This window comes from Streptomyces sp. NPDC002499 (assembly GCF_053595415.1).
Genome location: NZ_JBSFXO010000012.1, coordinates 107,641 through 126,420, shown reverse-complemented (window position 1 = coordinate 126,420; position 18,780 = coordinate 107,641). Strand labels below are relative to the sequence as shown.

Genomic DNA, 18,780 nt, shown 5'->3' with positions numbered 1-18,780 from the left:
TCACTTGCGGTTTCCGTGTGCGCTGCGGGGTCCCAGTAGTTGTGGCATCGCAACACGGCATCGAACCACGGCATCGAACCACTGGCCGGAACCCGTCCCTGGAGGCGTCCGCATGTCACACCGTCCGCTCCCCGGCCGCCGCAGCGTGCTGCGCGGCTCGCTGGCCGCGTCCGCGGCCCTCACCCTGCCCACCGCCCTCGCCGCCGCGCCGGCCTTCGCCCTGTCCGGGCGTCCCCGGGCGGACTGGGGTGTGCAGACGGGAGACGTGACCCATGACTCCGGTCTGGTGTGGGTGCGCTCCGACCGCCCGGCCCGGATGGTCGTCGAGACGTCCGCGACGGAGTCGTTCCGCAACGCGCGCCGGTGGCACGGCCCGCTGCTGGGCCCGGGCTCGGACTTCACCGGCACGACCCGGCTGCGCGGACTGCCCTCGGGCGAGCAGATCCACTACCGCGTGCTGCTCGCCGACCCGCACGACCCGCGCCGCATGGGCGAGCCGGTGACCGGCACCTTCCGTACGGCGTCCGAGAAACGCCGCAAGGGCGTCAAATTCGTGTGGTCCGGAGACCTGGCGGGTCAGGGCTGGGGCATCAACGAGTCCATCGGCGGCTACCGGATCTTCGACGCCATGGCGAAGACCGACCCGGACTTCTTCCTGTGCAGCGGCGACAACATCTACGCCGACGGGCCGATCGCCGCCAGTGCCACGCTGCCCGACGGCAGCGTCTACCGGAACGTCACCACCGAGGAGAAGGCGCACGTCGCCACCACGCTGGCCGACTACCGGGGCAACTTCCGCTACAACCTGCTGGACAAGGCGCTGCGCCGGTTCAACGCCCAGGTGCCCAGCATCATCCAGTGGGACGACCACGAGGTCCGCAACAACTGGTACCCGGGCGAGGTCATCGGCACCGGCACGCCCTACCCGGCCGGCACGAAGCTGGACGATCTCGCGGTACGCGCGCGGCGGGCCTTCTCCGAGTACTTCCCGATCTCCTCGATCAGCGGCCGTCCGGACGGCCGGATCTACCGGGTCGTCAACCACGGTCCGCTGCTTGACGTGTTCGTGCTCGACATGCGCACCTACCGCAACGCCAACTCCGCCGACGACCAGACCACGGACCCGGTGGGCATCCTCGGCCGTGAGCAGCTGGAGTGGCTCAAGCGCGAGCTGTCGAAGTCGCGTGCGGTGTGGAAGGTGATCGCCAACGACATGCCGCTGGGCCTGGTCGTGCCCGACGCGACCGAGGGCAAGGCGAACATCGAGGCCGTCGCGCAGGGCGACCCGGGCGTGCCGCTGGGCCGCGAGCTGCAGTTCGCCGAGCTGCTGCGATTCATCAAGCACCGCCGGATCACCGGCACGGTGTGGCTGACGGCCGACGTGCACCACACCTCGGCCCAGCACTACGACCCGTCGCGGGCCGCGTTCAAGGACTTCGAGCCGTTCTGGGAGTTCGTCTCGGGTCCGCTCAACGCCGGTGCCTTCCCGGCCAGCGCGCTGGACGGCACGTTCGGCCCCGACCGGGTCTTCGTGAAGGCGCCGACGACCGCGAACGTCTCGCCCGCCGAGGGCTACCAGTTCTTCGGCGAGGTCGACATCGACGGGGACAGCGGGGAGCTGACGGTGCGTCTGCGGGAGCACGACGGCACGGTGTTGTTCACGCAGACGCTTCAGCCGGGCCGGGTCGGGCAGTAACTTCCGCGCCTTCGGCTCCCGTACTCTTGTCCGTGTGCCGCGCACCGGCGTCATCCCCCGGTGCGCGGTCTGCGCCCGCGTGTGCGAACTCCCCCTCCGTCAGGCCGTTTCCGCAGGTCAGGACCGATTGTCAGTGGTCGCCTCTACGGTTTTTCCATGACGCGATCTGTGCAGGCCGTGGCCTACCGCCGACCCTCCGCGCTGGAGTCCGCGGCGGGTGAGCAGCGCCTGGGACTCGAGACCTCGCGGGGTGCGACGCCCACCGGTGTCGAGGACCACCCCCGTTTCTTCACCGGCTTCTTGACGTCCCCTCAGGTGGCCGCCGCCGGGCTGTTGGCGGTGGCGGACGTGGCCGCCGCGCGGTACTACCAGCGGCTGCTGCGCGCCTCGCTCGACCCGGTGGTGACGGGCAACGGGGACCGGCTGCGCTTCGAGTCCTTCTCGGGCTGCGGCGGGGTGTACGCCCGCCTGGACGTCCTGGCTCCGGGTCTGGACGGCGGCGAGGTGGGGCACGGTACGACGAACGTCGACGTCAACAACCCGCTGCGCGACGCTCTTTCCCGGATCGGCTCGGACGATCCGCTGCATCTTCGGGTCGGCCCCGAGGAGTTGGCCGTGACGACGCTGGACGGCCCGGTGGTGGAGAAGAAGGTGCCGCTGCCGGACCGGTGGCTGCGCGGGTTCGCGGAGGCCCAGGTGATCGCGGCCGGCTTCGATCTACGGGCCGAACTGCCCGCCGCCGAGGCCGTACGGTTCCTGCGCGCACTGCCGCGCGGCGGTGGACGCGGCTCGGCGGCCGGCCCGCGCTGGGTGGTGCCCGCCGGCCGTGCACTGCGGCCGACCACGCGCGCGGTGCCCGGCGCGGTGTGCCTGCCGGGGCCGGAGCGGCTGATCGCACTCCAGCGGATCCTGCGGCACGCGACGGCACTGCGGGTCTACGGCCCCACGGTGACCGGCGCCGATGCCACGGCCAGCGCCTGGGAGGTCGTACTGCCGGGCATGCGGCTCACGCTGACCCTGTCGCCGGACGCCTCGCGCGGTTTCTCCGGCGAGGGCGGTGTGCTGGACGCCCTGGCCACCGACGAGGCCGCCGAGGACGCCGAGTTGATCTCGGTGCTCCTCGCCTGGGAGCCCCGCGTCGACATCGCCGACCTCGCCACCGCCTCGGGCCTCACGGCCGAGCGGGTCCGGGCGGCGCTGGTCCGCCTCGGCACCTCGGGCCGGGTCGGCTACGACACCGCCGAGGCGGCCTACTTCCACCGTGAACTGCCCTACGACGCCGAGCGGGTGGAGAAGCACAACCCGAGGCTGCGCGCGGCGCGGGGGCTGGTGGCCGCGGGCGCGGTCCGGCTCGACGGCGCGCTGGCGACGGTGACGGCGGAGGACGGCCACACGCATCGGGTGCGGGACGAGGCGGGGGTGCTCAGCTGCAGTTGCCTGTGGTGGGCGAAGTACCGGGGTGGACGGGGGCCGTGCAAGCACGCGTTGGCGGTGCGGATGGTGCGGCGGGGTGCCACTGCGGCAGAGCGGGCCGGGCTGGAACTGGTTCCGGTGGAGCAGGTCTCGGTGGAGCAGGTCGGGGTTCGGGGCGACGGGGGTGCGCGATGAGTGAGCTGATGGAAGCGGTACGGGCCGGGCGGACGGCCGAGGTGGTGGGTCTGCTGGACGAGCTGACCGATGCCGAACGACGGTCGCTGTTCCCGGAGTTGAAGGCACTGCGCAAGGAACTCAGAGCGGACCCCTGGGCGGCGGGGTCCCGCCGCGCCTACCCGCCGCTGTACGCGGCCGGGGTGGCGTGCCAGACGGGCGCCGCGGCCGTCGCGACCTGGATCGCCGCTGCCGACATGCGCTGGTCGCGGACGTCCCCCGCCCTGCTGCTGCGGCTCCTGGGCGACCGCACGCCGGAGTGGCTCGCCGACCTGACGGGGCGGCTCGCCGAGCGCCCGGTCGCGTCCGATGTGCCGTACGAACTGATGGCGGGCCTGGTGCGGCTGTCCGGCTGCCCGGTGCCGACCACCGAGTCCTACGTCACCGGCTGGGTGCAGCACATCAACAGCCTCTGGCAGCACGGGGACAGCGTGCTGGACCGGCTGCGCAAGGACGCGTATCTCACCGACCTGGTGGCCGCGCTCTTCGAGACGGCCGATATCGGGAGCAGTCTGGAGTGGACCCCGCGCGAGGGGCCGAACAGCTGGACCGGCGCTCTGGCCCGGCTCACCGTCGACGGGGCCCTGGACCGACGGGCGACGGTCGACGCCTGTGTGGCCCGGCTGCTGCGGGGCGGCTCGACCGCCGACCACCGGGTGTTCCTGCGTCTGTTGACGTCTCTGGCGCTCACCCGCGAGGAGCAACTGGAGCGGACCGCCGACTGGTTGGCGCTGGCCGCCGACGCGGTCTCCCCGGTGGCGTCGCACGCGCAGTCGGTGCTGGGCTCGCTGGCGCTGGACGGTGAGCTGCCGCCGGGCCGGCTGGCGGAGATGTCGGACGCGGTGCTGTTCCGCACCGAGAAGAAGCTCGTACGCGCGCAGTTGGTGCTGCTCGGCAAGGCGCTGAGCCGTGACGCGACGACGGCCGAGGTGCTGCTGCCCGCCGTGGCGCAGGCGTTCGGTCATGAGGACTCCGAGGTGCAGGAGCGGGCGCTGAAGCTGGTGGAGCGCCATGCCGGGAATGTCGAGAACACCGGGGCGCACGCCGAACTGGTCGTCGCCGCCGAGCAGTTGATCCCGGGTCTGCGGGTGCGCGCGGCCAAGGCCCTGGGCACCGCACTCGGGCCGGCGCGGCCGGTCCCGTACGAGGAGGTCCTCCCGCCCGCACCGGAGCCGACGCGCCTCGCGCCCGCGCCGGCCTCCCCGGTCGAGGTCGCCGAGGAGGTGGGCGCGGCCCTGGCGGGTGAGCCCGGGGTGGCCGCGTTCGAGCGGGCGCTGGACGGGCTGGTGCGCCATGCCCACCAGGATCGGGATGCCTTGCTGGAGGCGCTGGAGCCGGTACTCGCGCGTCGCTGGTGGCATGGTGCCGGCCCCGAGGACGAGGCAACGGCATGGGCCCGCTTCAGCAGGGACAACTTCTACGTGGGGGCCGCGTCCACCGGCCTGGATCTGATCCTCGCGGCCCTGCGCGGCAGGACGGACACGCCGACGCCGGACCGGAAGATCACGCGGCTGCTCCACTCGCTCGTCACTCAGCCGACCACCAGCCGGCAGTGCCGGCACAGCAACCTGGCGGACGCGTTCCAGAGCCGTCTGTGGGAGATCGCCTACCGGCTCCGAACGGATCCGCCGCCCTTCCTCGTGTCGACCCCGACATGGAGCACGGGCCTGCTGGAGCCCGCGGAACTCGTGGACCGTCTCGCCGAGTACGGGCGGCTGGGCGCACGCGTGGGGGCCGACGACTTCGCGCAGGCACTGCTGCGGGTGCGGCGTGCGGACCGTGCCGCCGCTGCGACGGCCGCGGCCCGGGCGGCGGCGCTGGGCACACGGGAGGGCAAGAGGCTCGCCGTGTGGCTCACCGCCGAGGGTCCGGACCTGCCGACGTCACAGCGCCGGACCTCCGGCACCCGTGTCCTGGTCGAGCTGGGTGAACTCCCGGAGCTGCAGGCGGACTTCCTCGCCGACTGCCGCCCGCTCGGTCGGCCGACATCCGCCGGCGCCGGGCACCGGTGGTACTGCCACCACTGGAGCGACGACCTGCGCCCGCACTGGCTCGCCCTGCTGCCCGAGCGGCGCGAACTGGTGGCGGCGCGGCTGCTGGCGGACATCTCCACCGTGGCGGTGGACGACGCCCGAGGTGCCGCGGCCGTCCTGCCGCACCTCGCCGAGTCCGGTGGCGAGGCGGGCGAGGCCGTGCATCTGTGTCTGGCGTACGGGCTCGGCGCGCGGCATCCCGAGGACCGGCTGGCGGCGGTGGACGCGCTGCTGACGGTGGCGGCGCGCGGTCAGTTGGACGCGGCCCGACTGGGCGCCGACCTCGGCCAGTTGACAGGGAGCGGGGCGGTCAAGCCGCTGCGGTTGGCGGAGTCGGTGCGTACGGCGGCTGCCACGGGAGCGAACGCGACGATCTGGGAGGTGCTGCGGCACACGTTGCCGGTGTTGCTCGCCGCGCTCGCGACCGACTCGGCGGGGTCGTCCGCGCGCGGGGTCGGGGAGCTGCTGGGCATAGCCGCGGAGTGCGCCGAGCGCACCGGGGCGCAGGGAGAGCTGCCGCACCTGACGCAGACGGCGGACCGGCGGGGCTCCTCGCGTCTGGTGACACAGGCGCGCCGGCTGCGCAGTGCGCTGGCCGTGGAGGTAGCCGCGTGACGTAGGCGAAACTCCGCACACACCACCCCACCAGCCCGCACGCTGTCCACCCCCGCAACAGTTGAAAGATCTACAAAAAGGGCATAACCACGCTTTACCGATCAGTCACAGAGCGTTCGTGATCACGCAACACCCTTCCTTCACAGTGGTTGCATGAATCGAGACATGTCTGATGTGACGCGCGCGGAGGACGGACGTCCTGTGCGCCCCTGGCGGCGGGTCGTCGCCGAACTCGCCACCCTGTTCACGGCGGTGTTCCACATGCGGTGGACACGCCGCCACGGTCATGCGCCACCGACGGGCGATACCGGTGCCCGGCCGCTGACCGAGGTCCAGCAGGCCGGGCCGTCCGACCCGTCGTCGGCGCCGCAGGAGACCGTGCCCACGGAGAGCACGCTGTGGCGGCTGCGGACGACGGTGAAGGACGAACCGGGGTCACTGGCGGTGCTGTGCACAGCCTTGGCCGGGCACCGGGTCGACATTCTGAGCCTGCAGACGCATCCGCTGGGCGCGGGCACGGTGGACGAGTTCCTGCTGCGGGCCCCGGCCGGGCTGGACTCCGCGGAGCTGACCCGGGTGATCGCGTCGGCCGGCGGCACCGACACCTGGATCGAGCGGGCCGACGCCCATGACCTGGTCGACGCACCGACCCGGGTCCTCGGTCTGGCCACCCGTACCGCCCTGGACGCGGCGGAACTGCCGCTTGCGCTGCGGCAGTTGCTGGGCCGGTGCACCATCCGCCAGTCGCCCGCCGTGCCGGTCGGCGCCGGTGCCCGAGCCCCGGAGGGCGCGCCGGTCGAGGGAGCGCTGGAGGACACCGTGCTGCGGCTGCGGGCGCCCGAGGGCGGCGTGATCACCGTGGAGCGGCCGTATCTGCCGTTCACGCCGACCGAGTTCGCCCGGGCGCGGGCGCTGGTGGAGCTGGACGCCCGGCTCGGACCGCGGGTGCCGCGCAGCCAGGACGTACTGACGCTGCCCGAGGGCAACGAGATCACCGTACGAAGGGCCGACGCGGGGGATGTGGAGGCCGCGAAGGAGATGCACGAGCGGTGCTCGGCGCGGACGCTCGCCATGCGGTACCACGGTCCGGTCGTCGACGCGGACCGCTACCTCAACCACCTCCTCAGCCCGCGCTACGGCCGCACCCTCGCGGTGCAGACCGCGTCCGGGCGGATCGTCGGGCTCGGGCATCTGCTGTGGGACGGGGACGAGACGGAGGTCGCGCTGCTCGTCGAGGACAAGTGGCAGCGGCGCGGTATCGGGGGCGAGCTGCTGGCGCGGCTGGTGGCCATGGCGGTCGAGGCGGGGTGCGAGAGCGTGTACGCGGTCACGCAGGCGTCCAACACTGGCATGGTCGCGGCGATGCGAGGTCTTGAGCTTCCGCTCGACTATCAGATCGAGGAAGGGACCCTGGTCGTCACGGCACGACTGGTCGGGGAGGCTCCGGTGGGCGAAGGGGCCGTGAGCACCACGAACGCCGAAACACCGTAGGACGTGCGGGACGCTGCCGCCGCCCGCGGCACCCCCGGCTCAATCGGGGTGACGCGCGGCGGCCCCTCGTACGAGGATGGACCGCATGTCAGAGACCAAGAGCCAGCTGCCCCGTCAGGTCGCCGACGCCTACGTCGACGAACTCGTCGCCCTCGATCCGATCACCGGCACGTTCCTCGGCGTCAAGGAGAGTTCGAGCAGGTTGCCCGACACCTCACCCGCGGGCGACGAGGCGCTCGCGGAACTGACGCGCCGGACGCTGGCGCGGCTCGACGAGGCCGAGCGGCAGCCGGGGGCGGACAGTGACATCGAGCGCCGGTGCGCGCGCCTGCTGCGCGAGCGGCTCAACGCCTCGCTCGCCGTGCAGGAGGCCGAGGAGGGGCTGCGCGCCGTCAGCAACCTGAGTTCGCCCGTCCATGCGGTGCGCCAGGTGTTCACCGTGACCCCGGCGCAGTCGGAGGAGGACTGGACGGCGATCGCCGAGCGGCTGCGCGCGGTGCCGGCGGCGCTGGAGGGCTACCGGGAGTCCCTGGCGCTCGGCCTGGAGCGGAAGTTGTACGGCGGGCCGCGCGCCACCGCCACGTTCGTCGGACAGCTCGGTGAGTGGGCCGACGCGGACGGCGAGGGACACGGCTGGTTCGAGCAGTACGCGTCGGCCGGCCCCGAGGCGCTCAGGTCCGAGCTGGACACGGCGGCCCGCGCGGCCACCGAGGCCGTGGTCGCGCTGCGCGACTGGCTGCGGGACGTGTACGAGCCGGCGATCGCGGGCTCACCGGACGTGGTCGGCCGCGAGCGGTACGCCCGCTGGGTCCGCTACTTCAACGGCACCGACCTCGACCTGGACGAGGCGTACGCGTACGGCTGGTCGGAGTACCACCGGCTGCTCGGCGAGATGAAGACAGAGGCCGAGAAGGTCCTGCCCGGCGCGGCCACGCCGTGGGTGGCGCTGGCGCACCTGGACGAGCAGGGCACGCACATCGAAGGCGTCGACGAGGTGCAGCGCTGGCTGCAGTCCGTGATGGACGAGGCCATCGAGAAGCTGGACGGCACCCACTTCGACCTGGCCGTGCGGGTGCGGCGCGTCGAGTCCCGGATCGCGCCTCCCGGCAGCGCGGCGGCGCCGTACTACACGCCCCCGTCGGACGACTTCTCGCGCCCGGGCTGCACCTGGCTGCCGACCATGGGCCAGACCCGGTTCCCCGTCTACGACCTGGTGTCGACCTGGTACCACGAGGGCGTGCCGGGCCACCACCTCCAGCTCGCGCAGTGGAAGCACGTGGCGGAGAACCTCTCCCGCTACCAGGCGGGCGTGGGCATGGTCAGCGCCAACGCCGAGGGCTGGGCCCTGTACGCGGAGCGGCTGATGGACGAGCTGGGCTTCCTCACGGACCCGGAGCGCCGGCTCGGCTATCTGGACGCGCAGATGATGCGCGCCGCCCGGGTGATCGTCGACATCGGCATGCACCTGGAGCTGACGATCCCGGACGACTCCCCCTTCCACCCCGGGGAGCGCTGGACGCCCGCGCTGGCGCAGGAGTTCTTCGGTTCGCACAGCAGCCGCCCCGCGGACTTCGTGGAGAGCGAGCTGACCCGCTACCTGTCCATGCCGGGCCAGGCCATCGGCTACAAGCTGGGCGAGCGGGCCTGGTTGCTCGGCCGGGAGAAAGCGCGCGAGCGGCAGGGTGAGGCGTTCGACCTCAAGACTTGGCACATGGCGGCGCTCTCGCAGGGTTCGTTGGGCCTGGACGACCTGGTGGACGAACTGTCCCAGCTGTAGGGCCTGTTCGGCGGCTGATGCCGGTCATCACGGGGTCAGTGCCGGAAGCCGCCTTCCGAGTCGATCACCTGGCCGGTGATCCAGCCCGCCTCGTCCGTGGCGAGCCACGCGATGAGGCGGGCCGGGTCGTCCGGCACGCCCCAACGCCCGCCGGGGAAGAGTGCGGCGACCGCGTCGTACGTCTCCCCGGTGGCGTAACCGGTGTCCACCGGGCCCGGGTTGACCGTGTTCACAGTGATCGCGTGCTCGGCGAGTGTCGTCGCCAGTGAACGCGTCACCGAGGCCAGGGCGCCCTTCTGGAGGGCGTACGCCAACTCCCCCGGCATACCGCTCCCTTGGTCCTGCCCGGACGTCATCGTGACCACGCGTCCACCCGGCGTGCCCGACGGCAGCGCGGCGCGGTGCCGGACGTAGGCCTGCACGAGCAGCAGCACCGAACGGGTGTCGACGGCCCAGTGCGCGTCGAGCATCCCGGCGTCGATCGTGTCGAGGTCGCCGTCACTGCCGCTGAGGGCGTGGTTGGCGACGAGGATGTCGAGCCGACCGCCCAGTGCGGAGGCGGCAGTTGCGATCAGTTCGGCGGGGACGGCGGGGTCGGAGAGGTCACCGGGACCGTCGACGACCCGCGCCTCGGGGTCGCCCAGGGCGGCCCGTACGGAGGCGGTCACGTCCTCGCTCCGGTCCGCACCCCACGGCATCGCAAGGTCGTGCGGCACATGGTGATGCAGATAGACGCTCGCCCCGTACGCGGCCAGCCGTCGGGCCACGGCGTGCCCGATGCCGACGCGCCTGCTGGCACCGGTGACCAGGGCGGTACGGCCGCGCAGGGGCAGGGGGTCACGGCGGAGGTCTTCGGGGGCGGTGGGCTCGGGAAGTCGTGACATGGACGATCATCATGGTGACCGGCGACGGCCCGCGCACGTGGTTTTCCCGCTACCGGCCCCGCCCGCGAATGCCGCTCCGCACCGACCGCTCCGCACCGACCGGTTCACGCCGACCGTCCGGCACCGACCGCCCCGCGCAGATCAACCGGCGCCGATCAGCCCGCGACCCGCCGCAACTGCACCAGCCCCACCCAAGTCTCCGGCCCCGGCTGGACGTTGGCCGCCCGCACCGCGTACCGCCCCGGTTCCAGCGCCACCCGCAGACTCTCCGTCCGGCCGGTCTCGGTACCGGGCCAGGCGGAGTCGAAGAGCACGACCGGTCCTGGCACCTCCCAGTCGACCGCGTCGGCCCAGTCCGCCGTGGCGAGGGCGGCGGGGACCTCGGCGAGCAGTTCCTCCTCGGAGTTCGCGGCCGTCCACCGTACGAACATGCCGTGCTCCGGCAGGAAGGCGGTCGAGGCGGGTTCGTCGCCCAGGACCAGCGCGGCGGAGTCCCCGACGGACAGCAGCCCGCAGTAGCCGTCGACCTCGCAGGCCCGGTCGTAGTCGGAGGCGGTCTCCTCGCCGTCGGCACCCGCCCAGAACGCCAGGACCGTCTCGGGCACCGCTATCAGGGGCCCGCCTCCCGACTCGACCCACTCCACCGCACCGGGATCCGCGTATCGCACCATGGCGCCGACCGTACACGCACAGCCGTCGCACATCTCCCCGGTCCCCCACCGACCGAAGCCCTCCTCAACAGCCGCAGTCCTCCGCGGACTTGGGCGCCGTCAGTGGATCCGCGGCCCGCTGCTCGCGCCCCTCCCAGGTCTCGTACGCGAAGCCCTCCCGCACCCAGTACTCGAAGCCGCCGAGCATCTCCTTGACCTGGTAGCCGAGTTCGGCGAGGGCGAGCGCCGCGCGGGTGGCGCCGTTGCAGCCGGGACCCCAGCAGTAGGTGACCACCGGCACCGATCTGTCGAGGAGTTGAGCGGCCTGCTCGGGGATGAGCGCGGTCGGCAGATGGATCGCGCCGGGCACGTGCCCCTGGTCCCAGGACTCGGTGGAGCGGGAGTCCAGGACGACGAACCCGGGGTCGCCGTCGCCCGCGAGCGCACTGGCGACGTCGGAGACATCGGCGTGGAAGGCGAGGCTCGCCCGGAAGTGGGCGGCGGCCTCGGCGGGGGACGCGGGGGCGACGCGCAGGACAGGGTTTTCAGTGAGGTCGGTTCTGGTCATGGCAGAAAATCTACGGCCGTCGATCGTCCGCCAGAAGGCGTAATCCCCGGCTCATCTCTTGATCCGCCGGGGATTCCCCTGCTATCTCTCCTCCATGACCACGTTTTCCCCGGACGCCACCGACTGGCGCATCCTCGACGTCCTCCAGCGCGAAGGACGTGCCAGTTTCGCCGAGCTGGCGCGGGCCGTCTCCATGTCGCCGAGTGCGGTCACCGAGCGGGTGCGGCGGCTGGAGGAGGCGGGGGTGATCCAGGGGTACGCGGCGGTCGTGGACCCCGAGCGACTGGGGCTGTCGATCCTGGCCTTCGTGCGGCTGCGCTACCCGAACGGGAACTACAAGCCCTTCCACGACCTGGTCGCGGTGACCCCGGAGATCCTGGAGGCACACCATGTGACCGGCGACGACTGCTTCGTGATCAAGGTGACCGCCCGCTCGATGCGCCACCTCGAAGAGGTCTCGGGCAAGATCGGCACCCTCGGTTCGGTCACGACCAGCGTCGTCTACTCCTCACCGCTCCCCCGGCGCCCGCTCGGCCAGTGACCGTGCTGCTCGGTCAGCGCCCCCGCTGCCGGGTCACTGACCCCGCTGCCGCACCGTCGACCCCGTCCGCTCCTTCACGACCTCCAACTGCGCATGGATCCTGCGCCGCAGATCGGGCACATGGCTGACGATCCCGACGCTGCGGTCGCGCTCGCGCAGCGAGTCGAGTACGTCGAGGACCTCGTCGAGCGTCTGGTCGTCGAGGCTGCCGAAGCCCTCGTCGATGAAGAGCGTGTCCAGTCGGACCCCGCCCGCCTCGTCCGTGACGACGTCCGCGAGGCCGAGGGCGAGCGCGAGCGAGGCGAAGAAGGTCTCGCCGCCGGACAGCGTCGCGGTGTCGCGCTCGCGCCCGGTCCACGCGTCGACGACGTGCAGCCCCAGACCGCTGCGCCCCCGGCCCGACCGGTCGGCGGAGTGGACAAGGGTGTAGCGACCGGACGACATGCGTTGCAGGCGTACGGTCGCGGCGGCGGCCACCTGTTCCAGTCGCGCCGCGAGCACATACGACTCCAGGCGCATCTTGCGCTCGTTCTCCGCCGAGGTGCCCGCGGTCAGGGTCGCCAGGCGGGCCACGCGGTCGTACTCGTCGCGGAGCGGGGCGAGGCGGCGTACGGCGCCGGCGGACCGGGTGGAGAGCCGGTCGAGGTCGGCGCAGCGGCCGGCTGCCGCGTCGCGCGCGGAGGCGGCGTCGCGGAGCCGGGCCGACGCGTCGGCGGCGGCCCGTTCGGCCAACTCAAGTTCCGCCGGCGGCTGTTGGGCGGCGTTCGCCGTGTCGGTCTCGGCGAGGACGGCACGCACGGCGGCCTCCTCCGACTGCCAGGCGTCCAGGCGGCGTTGCAGCTCGCGGTGGGCGTCGTCGTCGAGGAGTGCGGCGGCCGCGGCCTGCGGGGTGTCGAAGCCGGCCCGGAAGGCCGCGTCGGCGAGTCGGGCGTCCGCGTCTTTGAGCCGCTGGGCGGTGTCCTCGGCGGCGCGCGCGGCGTCGGCGGCCTCGGTGAGCAGCGCGGCCTGCCGCTCCAACTGCCCGGCTCGCGCGGCCACGCTGGCAGCGGTACCGCGCGCTTGGGCCAACTCGGCTTCCAGCGTGGTCCGTTCGCGGTCGAGGGCATCCCGGCGGGCCACCCGGGAGGCGACACGCACCGCGGCCTCCTGCTGGGCGGAGCTGCGCAGCTCCCGCTCCTGCTCGGCCTGCCGCAGCCGCTCCTGAGCGGGGTGCAGCGCGCTCGCGCCCTGCCGGGCCTCCGCGTAGAGCCGCTCCAACTCCTCGCTCTGCTCGATGAGTTGATCGGTCGACGCGTCACCGGCCTCGCCCTGCGCGGCGGCCAACGCCCGTTGTACGACACCGAGTCGCCGTTCGGCCTCGGCCCGCTGTTCGTCGGCGTCCTGGAAAGCCGCCTGCGCGCGTTCCTCGGTCTCCCGGTCCACGTGTCCGGCGTCCTTGCGGGCGGGCGCCGGGTGTTCGGTCGCCCCGCACACCGCGCAGGGGTCGCCGTCGGTGAGCTGGGCGGCCAGCTCGGCGGCGATGCCGTTCAGCCGCTGTTCCTTGACGTCGAGCCACTCGGCCCGGGCCTTCTGGGCGCGGTCCGTCGAGGTGAGCACCTGGCGTCCGGCATCCTCCGTGTCCCGCGCGAACTGGTCGCGCTGACGGGCGGCGTCCAGTTTCCGGCGAGCGGGTTCCCGCTGCACGCCCAGCTGTTCGGCCCTGGTGGCCGCCTGCTGCGCGGACTCGACCCGGTCCTGGAGCCCGGTCCGCAGTTCCTCCCAGCCGGCCAGCCAGGCCTCGGCCTCCTGAAGCACACCTTCGTCGGCGCGTTCCTGGCGGTCCAACTGGTCGCGCTCGTGCACGAGTTCACCCAGCCGTCGCTCCCCCCGACGCGCCGACTCAAGCCCGCCCAGCTCCTCGGCGGCCCGGCGTGCGGCAGCCGCGAGCCCGCTCGCACCGGCGCCGGCGAAGGAATCCGGGAGCAACGCCCGCGCATCGCTCTCACGGGCCGCCGCCCTCCGGTGCTCACTCTCGGCCGACTCCCGCAGGTCCAACGCGGGCGCCACCGCCTCCGCCTTGCGCGCCCGTTCCATCCGGACCTGCGCGTCCCGGTACCCGTCGGCCCGCGCCTCCATCTGCGCCGCCCGCTCCCGCGCCTGCGCGAACCGCCCCTGCAACCGGGCCAGTTCACGTACGTCGCCCAACGCACGCTCGGCGCCCGCCTGCGCGGACTCCGCGGTCGTGAGCCGGCACCGGGAGACCGTGAGCTGTTCCCGGGCGGTGCTGCGGGCGATCGCGGCGGCGGTGAGGACGGCCTCGGCCAGACCGGGTTCGCCCGGCTGGAGCTCCGGCAGCTCCATCGCACCGCCGGCGGCCTGCTGCATGCGGTGCGCGTCGGCGAGCAACTCGGCGTCGCCTTCACGGACTTGGGCCTCGGCGGTCCGTCGGAGCACGGCGAGACGCTGCTCGACCTCGGCGAACCGGTGGGTGTCGAAGAGCCGCCCGAGCAGCTTGCCGCGCGCCTCGGCGTCGGCGCGCAGGAACCGCGCGAAGTCGCCCTGGGGCAACAGCACGACCTGGCAGAACTGCTCGCGGCTCATGCCGAGCAGCTGGGTGATCTCCTCGCCGATCTCCTGGTGCGAGCGGCTGAGGTCCTTCCACGCTCCGGGGTCCTTCGGGGCGCCGGCGGTGGCGTCGTACTCGCGCAGCCAGCTCTGCGCCTTCTCCAGCGTCGTACCGGATCCGCGCTTCTTGGGGCGCTCCCACGGTGGCTGGCGTGTGACCTCCAACCGGCGTCCTGCGACGGTCAGTTCGAGGGTGACCTCGGTGCGGGCGCCGGGGGCTGCGTGGTCGCTGCGCAGGGCCAGGCCCTGGCCGCTCTGCCGGGCACCGGGCACGGTGCCGTACAGGGCGTAACAGACGGCGTCGAGGACGGAGGTCTTGCCGGCGCCGGTCGGTCCGTGCAGCAGGAACAGTCCGGCGGCGGAGAGTTCGTCGAAGTCGACGGACTGGGCGGCACCGAAGGGGCCGAAGGCCGTGATGTCGAGCCGGTGCAGCCTCACCGTGCCACCTCCCGGACGGTCTCGTCGGCGCGCACGGCGTCGAACGCGTCACGCAGGACGCCCTGTTCGCGTTCGTCGGGTCCGGCGCCGCGCACATGGGCGACGAAGTCCTCGGCGATCTGCTGGTCGCTGCGGCCCGCGAGCCGTCCGGCGTAGGTCGCGTCGGGGTCGTCCGGGGAGCGTTCGGGGTCGAAGACGAGGCTGAGGGTGTGCGGGAAGCGCTCGGCGAGCCGGGCCATGGGATCGGCCGGGCGGACCGCGTCCGTGAGCGTGGCCTCGACCCACGCCTCCTCGTGCCGGGCGAGTGCCGGGTCGGCGAGCAGGTGCTCCAAGGTGCCGCGCAGGCGGGCCAAGGAGCGCGGCACCGGGCAGTCCAGGCGTTCGGCGGTGACCGCGCCGGTCGCGTCGAGGTCGACGAGCCACATCGTCTTGCGGTGGTCGGCCTCGGAGAAGGAGTACGGGAGCGGAGAGCCGGAGTAGCGGACGCGCTCGGTGATGGTCTGACAGCCGTGCAGGTGGCCGAGCGCGGTGTAGTCGACGCCGTCGAAGACACCCGCGGGGACGGCGGCGACCCCGCCGACGGTGATGTCCCGTTCGCTGTCGCTGGCCTCGCCGCCGGTGACGAAGGCGTGCGCGAGGACGACGGACCGGGTGCCGGGGGCACGTACCGCGAGGTCGGCGCGGACGCGGTCCATGGCCGCCGCGAGGACCGTCTCGTGGCCGGCCTTCTCGACCCCGAACTCGCCCTTCACCAGGGCCGGTTCGAGGTATGGCAGGCCATAGAAGGCCACGTCACCGTGCGCGTCGGAGAGCACCACGGGCGTCCCGCAGGCCGCAGGCTCGGTGCGCAGGTGGATGCCGGCGCGGTCGATGAGTCCGGCGCCGACGCCGAGGCGGCGGGCCGAGTCGTGGTTGCCGGAGATCATCACCGTGGGCACACCGAGGTCGGCGAGACGGTGCAGGGCGTCGTCGTACAGCTCGACCGCGGCCAGTGGCGGTACCGCCCGGTCGTACACGTCTCCCGAGACGACCACCGCGTCCACGTCGTGCTCGCGGACGGTGGTGACGAGGTGGCGGATGAACTCGGCCTGGGCGTCGAGCATGTTGACCCGGTGGAAGGCCCGCCCGAGGTGCCAGTCGGAAGTGTGCAACAACCTCAAGAACCCGCTCCGACCCGCACGATTCCCCCTGCCTGATGCCCGGACACCTGTGCCGACCCGTGGTCAGCAGCCACCACGCTAACGCCTTTCGGCACCTGATCCCCCACAGACCCCGACTTCTGCGGCAAGCGACGCTTACCGGCCGCGCTCGTCGGCCACCCGGCACAGCAGGGCGGCCCACAGGTCGAGGCGGTCCTGGAGGCGGGAGAGGTCGCGGCCGGTGAAGTGCTCGATGCGCTGGACGCGGTAGTGGACGGTGTTGACGTGCAGGTGCAGGGCCTCGGCCGCGCGGGCCCAGGAGCCGTCGTGGGCGAGGAAGGTCTCCAGGGTGTGCAGGAGGGCGACGGCGGAGGCGCTCTCGGGGTTGTGCAGCGGGCCCAGGACGGTGCGGCTGTAGGCGGTGCGGACCTCGGCCGGTATGCCGGTGAGCAGGGTGTCGAGCGCCGTCAGCGTGGTGGCGTCGGTCAGGGCGGAGGCGTCCGGCGCCGTCGTCCGGGCCGAGTTGAGGGCGTAGCGGGCCTCGGCCAGGGCGCCGGGCAGTGCGGAGGCGTTGGCGGCCGGTGCGGCGATCCCGCCGTGCAGGGGCACGTCCGGTCGGCAGCCGGCGACGAGCTGCCAGCACGCGGCAAGGCCCTCGGCGGTGTCCGCGGACACGACCGCGAAGGCCGTGCCGTCGGGCAGCCGACCGACGGCGGCACGGTCCGGGGCCGCGTGCGCGACGGCCTCCGTCAGCGCGCCCTCGGTGAGCCCCTCGTACCGCGTGCCCGCGCCCGTGTCGGCGACCAGCACGCGGTACGGGCCCTCGGACGGGAGCCCGCAGGCGGCCAGCGCGCTGTCCGGCGCGGAGCCGGGGGTGGCCAGCACCGCCCCCAACTCGTCCGCGGTCTGATGCTCGGCGGCCCGGCGCCGGGCCCATGACTCCTGGCAGCGGCCCAGAACCGCGGTGATCTCGTGCAGCAGGCGGGGTGGCGCAGCGGCGGCGTCGGGCAGGTGCAGCCACCAGCGTTCGTACGGGGTGGCCGCGTCGGCCTCGACCGCGACCGTCACTCCGGCGTCGGCGGCGGGCAGCGCGGCTGCCTCGTGCGGCGGGAGCGGGTCGGCGCCGGGGGTGGCGGCGACGGTGCGGCCGGTCGCGGTGACGAGGTGGGCGGTGGTGCGGTCGAGGTGCGCGAAGGCGGCGGCGAGCACCTGCTCGGGTCCGGCCTCCTGCGCGACCAGCCGGTTCAGCCGGCCCCGCGCGCTCTCGGGCAGCGCCTGGTGCCGGCTCAGTTCGCCCCACTGGCGCAGATAGACCGTGTCTGTGATCGCCCGGAACATGATGTGCGCGGGCACCCCGGCCACCGGGACGCCCTGTCGTACGCAGGCCTCGACCAGGTCGTCGGGGACCGAGCCGTGGGTCTCCTCACCGGCCAGGAGTACGGCCGCGCCCGCGCCCTTCAGCCCGGCGACGAACCGTTCCGCCTTGGCCCGCCCGCCGACCGGGCTCCACCACACCAGGCCGCTCAGCACGACCTCGCCGGGCCGCACGAAGCGCGCCGGGTCCTCCAGATCCGTGACGGTGACCCCGCTGATCTCCCGTCGCAGCGACGCGTCCTCGGCCCACAGCAGGCGCAGGCCGAGGGACTCGTCCCCCAGGAGGTGTTCGACGTGCATGTGCTCAGACTCCTCGTTCCTTCCTCGCATTCACGAGGTGAATCCGAGTCCCAGCATCGTAAATGCAAGCCTTACGGCAGGGAACGCCTCTTGGTGAATCCTCCAGGACCGGCCCCGCGGGGCTCGGATATTCCGTGCTCCGCACCAGTCGTCCGGGCCGGGTCCGCGTTGTTTCACTGGCGGTCATGGACCTGAACACCGTGGTCGAGATCCGGGACGCCCGGCATCCGGCGCCCTGGCGGCCGGGCGACGCCTGGCTGGGCGGCGGCACCTATCTGTTCTCCGAGCCCCAGCCGCACCTGCGCCGCCTGGTCGACCTGAGCCGCACCGGCTGGCCGCCCGTGCGACTGCACCCGGACGGCTCGGTGGAGATCGCCGCCACCTGCACGATCGCCCAACTGTCCAGGTTCGCGCGGACGTTGACGACCGAAGCGGCTCCCCTCTTCGAGCGGTGCTGCCGGGCCTTCCTCGCCTCGTTCAAGATCTGGAACATGGCCACCGTGGGCGGCAACCTGTGCAACGCCCTCCCGGCCGGCCCGATGATCTCCCTCACGGCCGCGCTGGACGGCGAGTGCCTGCTGCTCGCCCAGGACGGGGTACGACGCCGGGTGCGTGTCGCCGACTTCGTGACCGGCGCGGGCCACCAGGTCCTGGCCGAGGGCGAGTTGCTGCGCTCGATCACGCTGCCCGCCCGGGCGCTGGGCTGCCGTACCGCGTTCCGGCAGGCCTCGCTGTACGGGCTGGGCCGCTCCGGTGCCCTGGTCATCGGCGCGCTGGACCCGCTCGACCACTCCCTCTCCGTCACGGTGACCGCCGCCACCGTGCGGCCGGTGCGGCTGTGGTTCCCGCTGCCGCCGACGGCACGGGAGCTGCGTACCGCGGTCGACTCGGCGGTCGCCGACGACGAGTGGTTCGACGACATCCACGGGCTGCCCGCGTGGCGTCGGCACATGACCGTGCGGTTCGCGGAGGAGATCCGCCGGGAGCTCGGAGGGACCGCGCGATGAGAGCCGAGGTCACACG

13 protein-coding genes are annotated in these 18,780 nt (G+C 73.1%); 7 read left to right on the top strand and 6 right to left on the bottom strand.

Annotation, left to right across the window (positions count from 1 at the left end):
* The first annotated feature begins 112 nt into the window (after positions 1 to 112).
* From ACWD5F_RS32100 to ACWD5F_RS32080, 5 genes are all read left to right on the top strand, one after another.
* Positions 113 to 1,696, top strand: coding sequence for an alkaline phosphatase D family protein (locus tag ACWD5F_RS32100; RefSeq protein ID WP_451259732.1), 1,584 nt, complete (start codon positions 113 to 115; stop codon positions 1,694 to 1,696).
* Between the two features lie 156 nt (positions 1,697 to 1,852).
* A complete protein-coding gene (locus tag ACWD5F_RS32095; RefSeq protein WP_451259730.1) occupies positions 1,853 to 3,304 on the top strand; it encodes an SWIM zinc finger family protein in 1,452 nt (483 codons plus the stop codon).
* Positions 3,301 to 5,991, top strand: coding sequence for a DUF7824 domain-containing protein (locus ACWD5F_RS32090; protein ID WP_451259728.1), 2,691 nt, complete (start codon positions 3,301 to 3,303; stop codon positions 5,989 to 5,991). The genes ACWD5F_RS32095 and ACWD5F_RS32090 overlap by 4 nt, the downstream gene beginning before the upstream one ends.
* 165 nt (positions 5,992 to 6,156) lie before the next feature.
* Positions 6,157 to 7,482, top strand: coding sequence for a GNAT family N-acetyltransferase (locus ACWD5F_RS32085; protein WP_451259726.1), 1,326 nt, complete (start codon positions 6,157 to 6,159; stop codon positions 7,480 to 7,482).
* A gap of 85 nt (positions 7,483 to 7,567) precedes the next feature.
* A complete protein-coding gene (locus ACWD5F_RS32080; protein WP_451259724.1) occupies positions 7,568 to 9,259 on the top strand; it encodes a DUF885 domain-containing protein in 1,692 nt (563 codons plus the stop codon).
* Positions 9,260 to 9,294: 35 nt separating this feature from the next.
* Here the strand turns inward: ACWD5F_RS32080 and ACWD5F_RS32075 are convergent, their stop codons facing one another.
* The 3 genes from ACWD5F_RS32075 to ACWD5F_RS32065 all read right to left on the bottom strand — a co-directional run bounded on the left by ACWD5F_RS32075 (position 9,295) and on the right by ACWD5F_RS32065 (position 11,361).
* Positions 9,295 to 10,143, bottom strand: coding sequence for an SDR family oxidoreductase (locus ACWD5F_RS32075; protein ID WP_451259722.1), 849 nt, complete (start codon positions 10,141 to 10,143; stop codon positions 9,295 to 9,297).
* A 155-nt stretch (positions 10,144 to 10,298) separates the two neighbouring features.
* Positions 10,299 to 10,814 (bottom strand): immunity 21 family protein, encoded by a 516-nt coding sequence (locus ACWD5F_RS32070; protein ID WP_451259720.1) that lies wholly within the window; start codon positions 10,812 to 10,814, stop codon positions 10,299 to 10,301.
* A 64-nt stretch (positions 10,815 to 10,878) separates the two neighbouring features.
* A complete protein-coding gene (locus tag ACWD5F_RS32065; protein WP_451259718.1) occupies positions 10,879 to 11,361 on the bottom strand; it encodes a rhodanese-like domain-containing protein in 483 nt (160 codons plus the stop codon).
* 94 nt (positions 11,362 to 11,455) lie between these two features.
* On the opposite strand from ACWD5F_RS32065, the gene ACWD5F_RS32060 reads away from it, so the two are divergent.
* Positions 11,456 to 11,902, top strand: a complete 447-nt coding sequence (locus tag ACWD5F_RS32060; protein WP_451259716.1) for an Lrp/AsnC family transcriptional regulator — start codon at positions 11,456 to 11,458, stop codon at positions 11,900 to 11,902.
* A 33-nt stretch (positions 11,903 to 11,935) separates the two neighbouring features.
* Here ACWD5F_RS32060 and ACWD5F_RS32055 read toward each other — a convergent pair whose 3' ends face one another.
* From ACWD5F_RS32055 to ACWD5F_RS32045, 3 genes are all read right to left on the bottom strand, one after another.
* Positions 11,936 to 14,944 (bottom strand): AAA family ATPase, encoded by a 3,009-nt coding sequence (locus ACWD5F_RS32055; RefSeq protein ID WP_451259711.1) that lies wholly within the window; start codon positions 14,942 to 14,944, stop codon positions 11,936 to 11,938.
* Entirely contained in the window at positions 14,941 to 16,104 is a 1,164-nt protein-coding gene (locus ACWD5F_RS32050) for an exonuclease SbcCD subunit D (protein WP_451259709.1), read from the bottom strand. The genes ACWD5F_RS32055 and ACWD5F_RS32050 overlap by 4 nt, the downstream gene beginning before the upstream one ends.
* Before the next feature lie 135 nt (positions 16,105 to 16,239).
* Positions 16,240 to 17,757, bottom strand: a complete 1,518-nt coding sequence (locus tag ACWD5F_RS32045; RefSeq protein ID WP_451259707.1) for a PucR family transcriptional regulator — start codon at positions 17,755 to 17,757, stop codon at positions 16,240 to 16,242.
* A gap of 185 nt (positions 17,758 to 17,942) precedes the next feature.
* Between ACWD5F_RS32045 and ACWD5F_RS32040 the strand changes: the two genes are divergently transcribed.
* Entirely contained in the window at positions 17,943 to 18,764 is an 822-nt protein-coding gene (locus ACWD5F_RS32040) for an FAD binding domain-containing protein (RefSeq protein WP_451259705.1), read from the top strand.
* Positions 18,765 to 18,780: the final 16 nt, after the last annotated feature.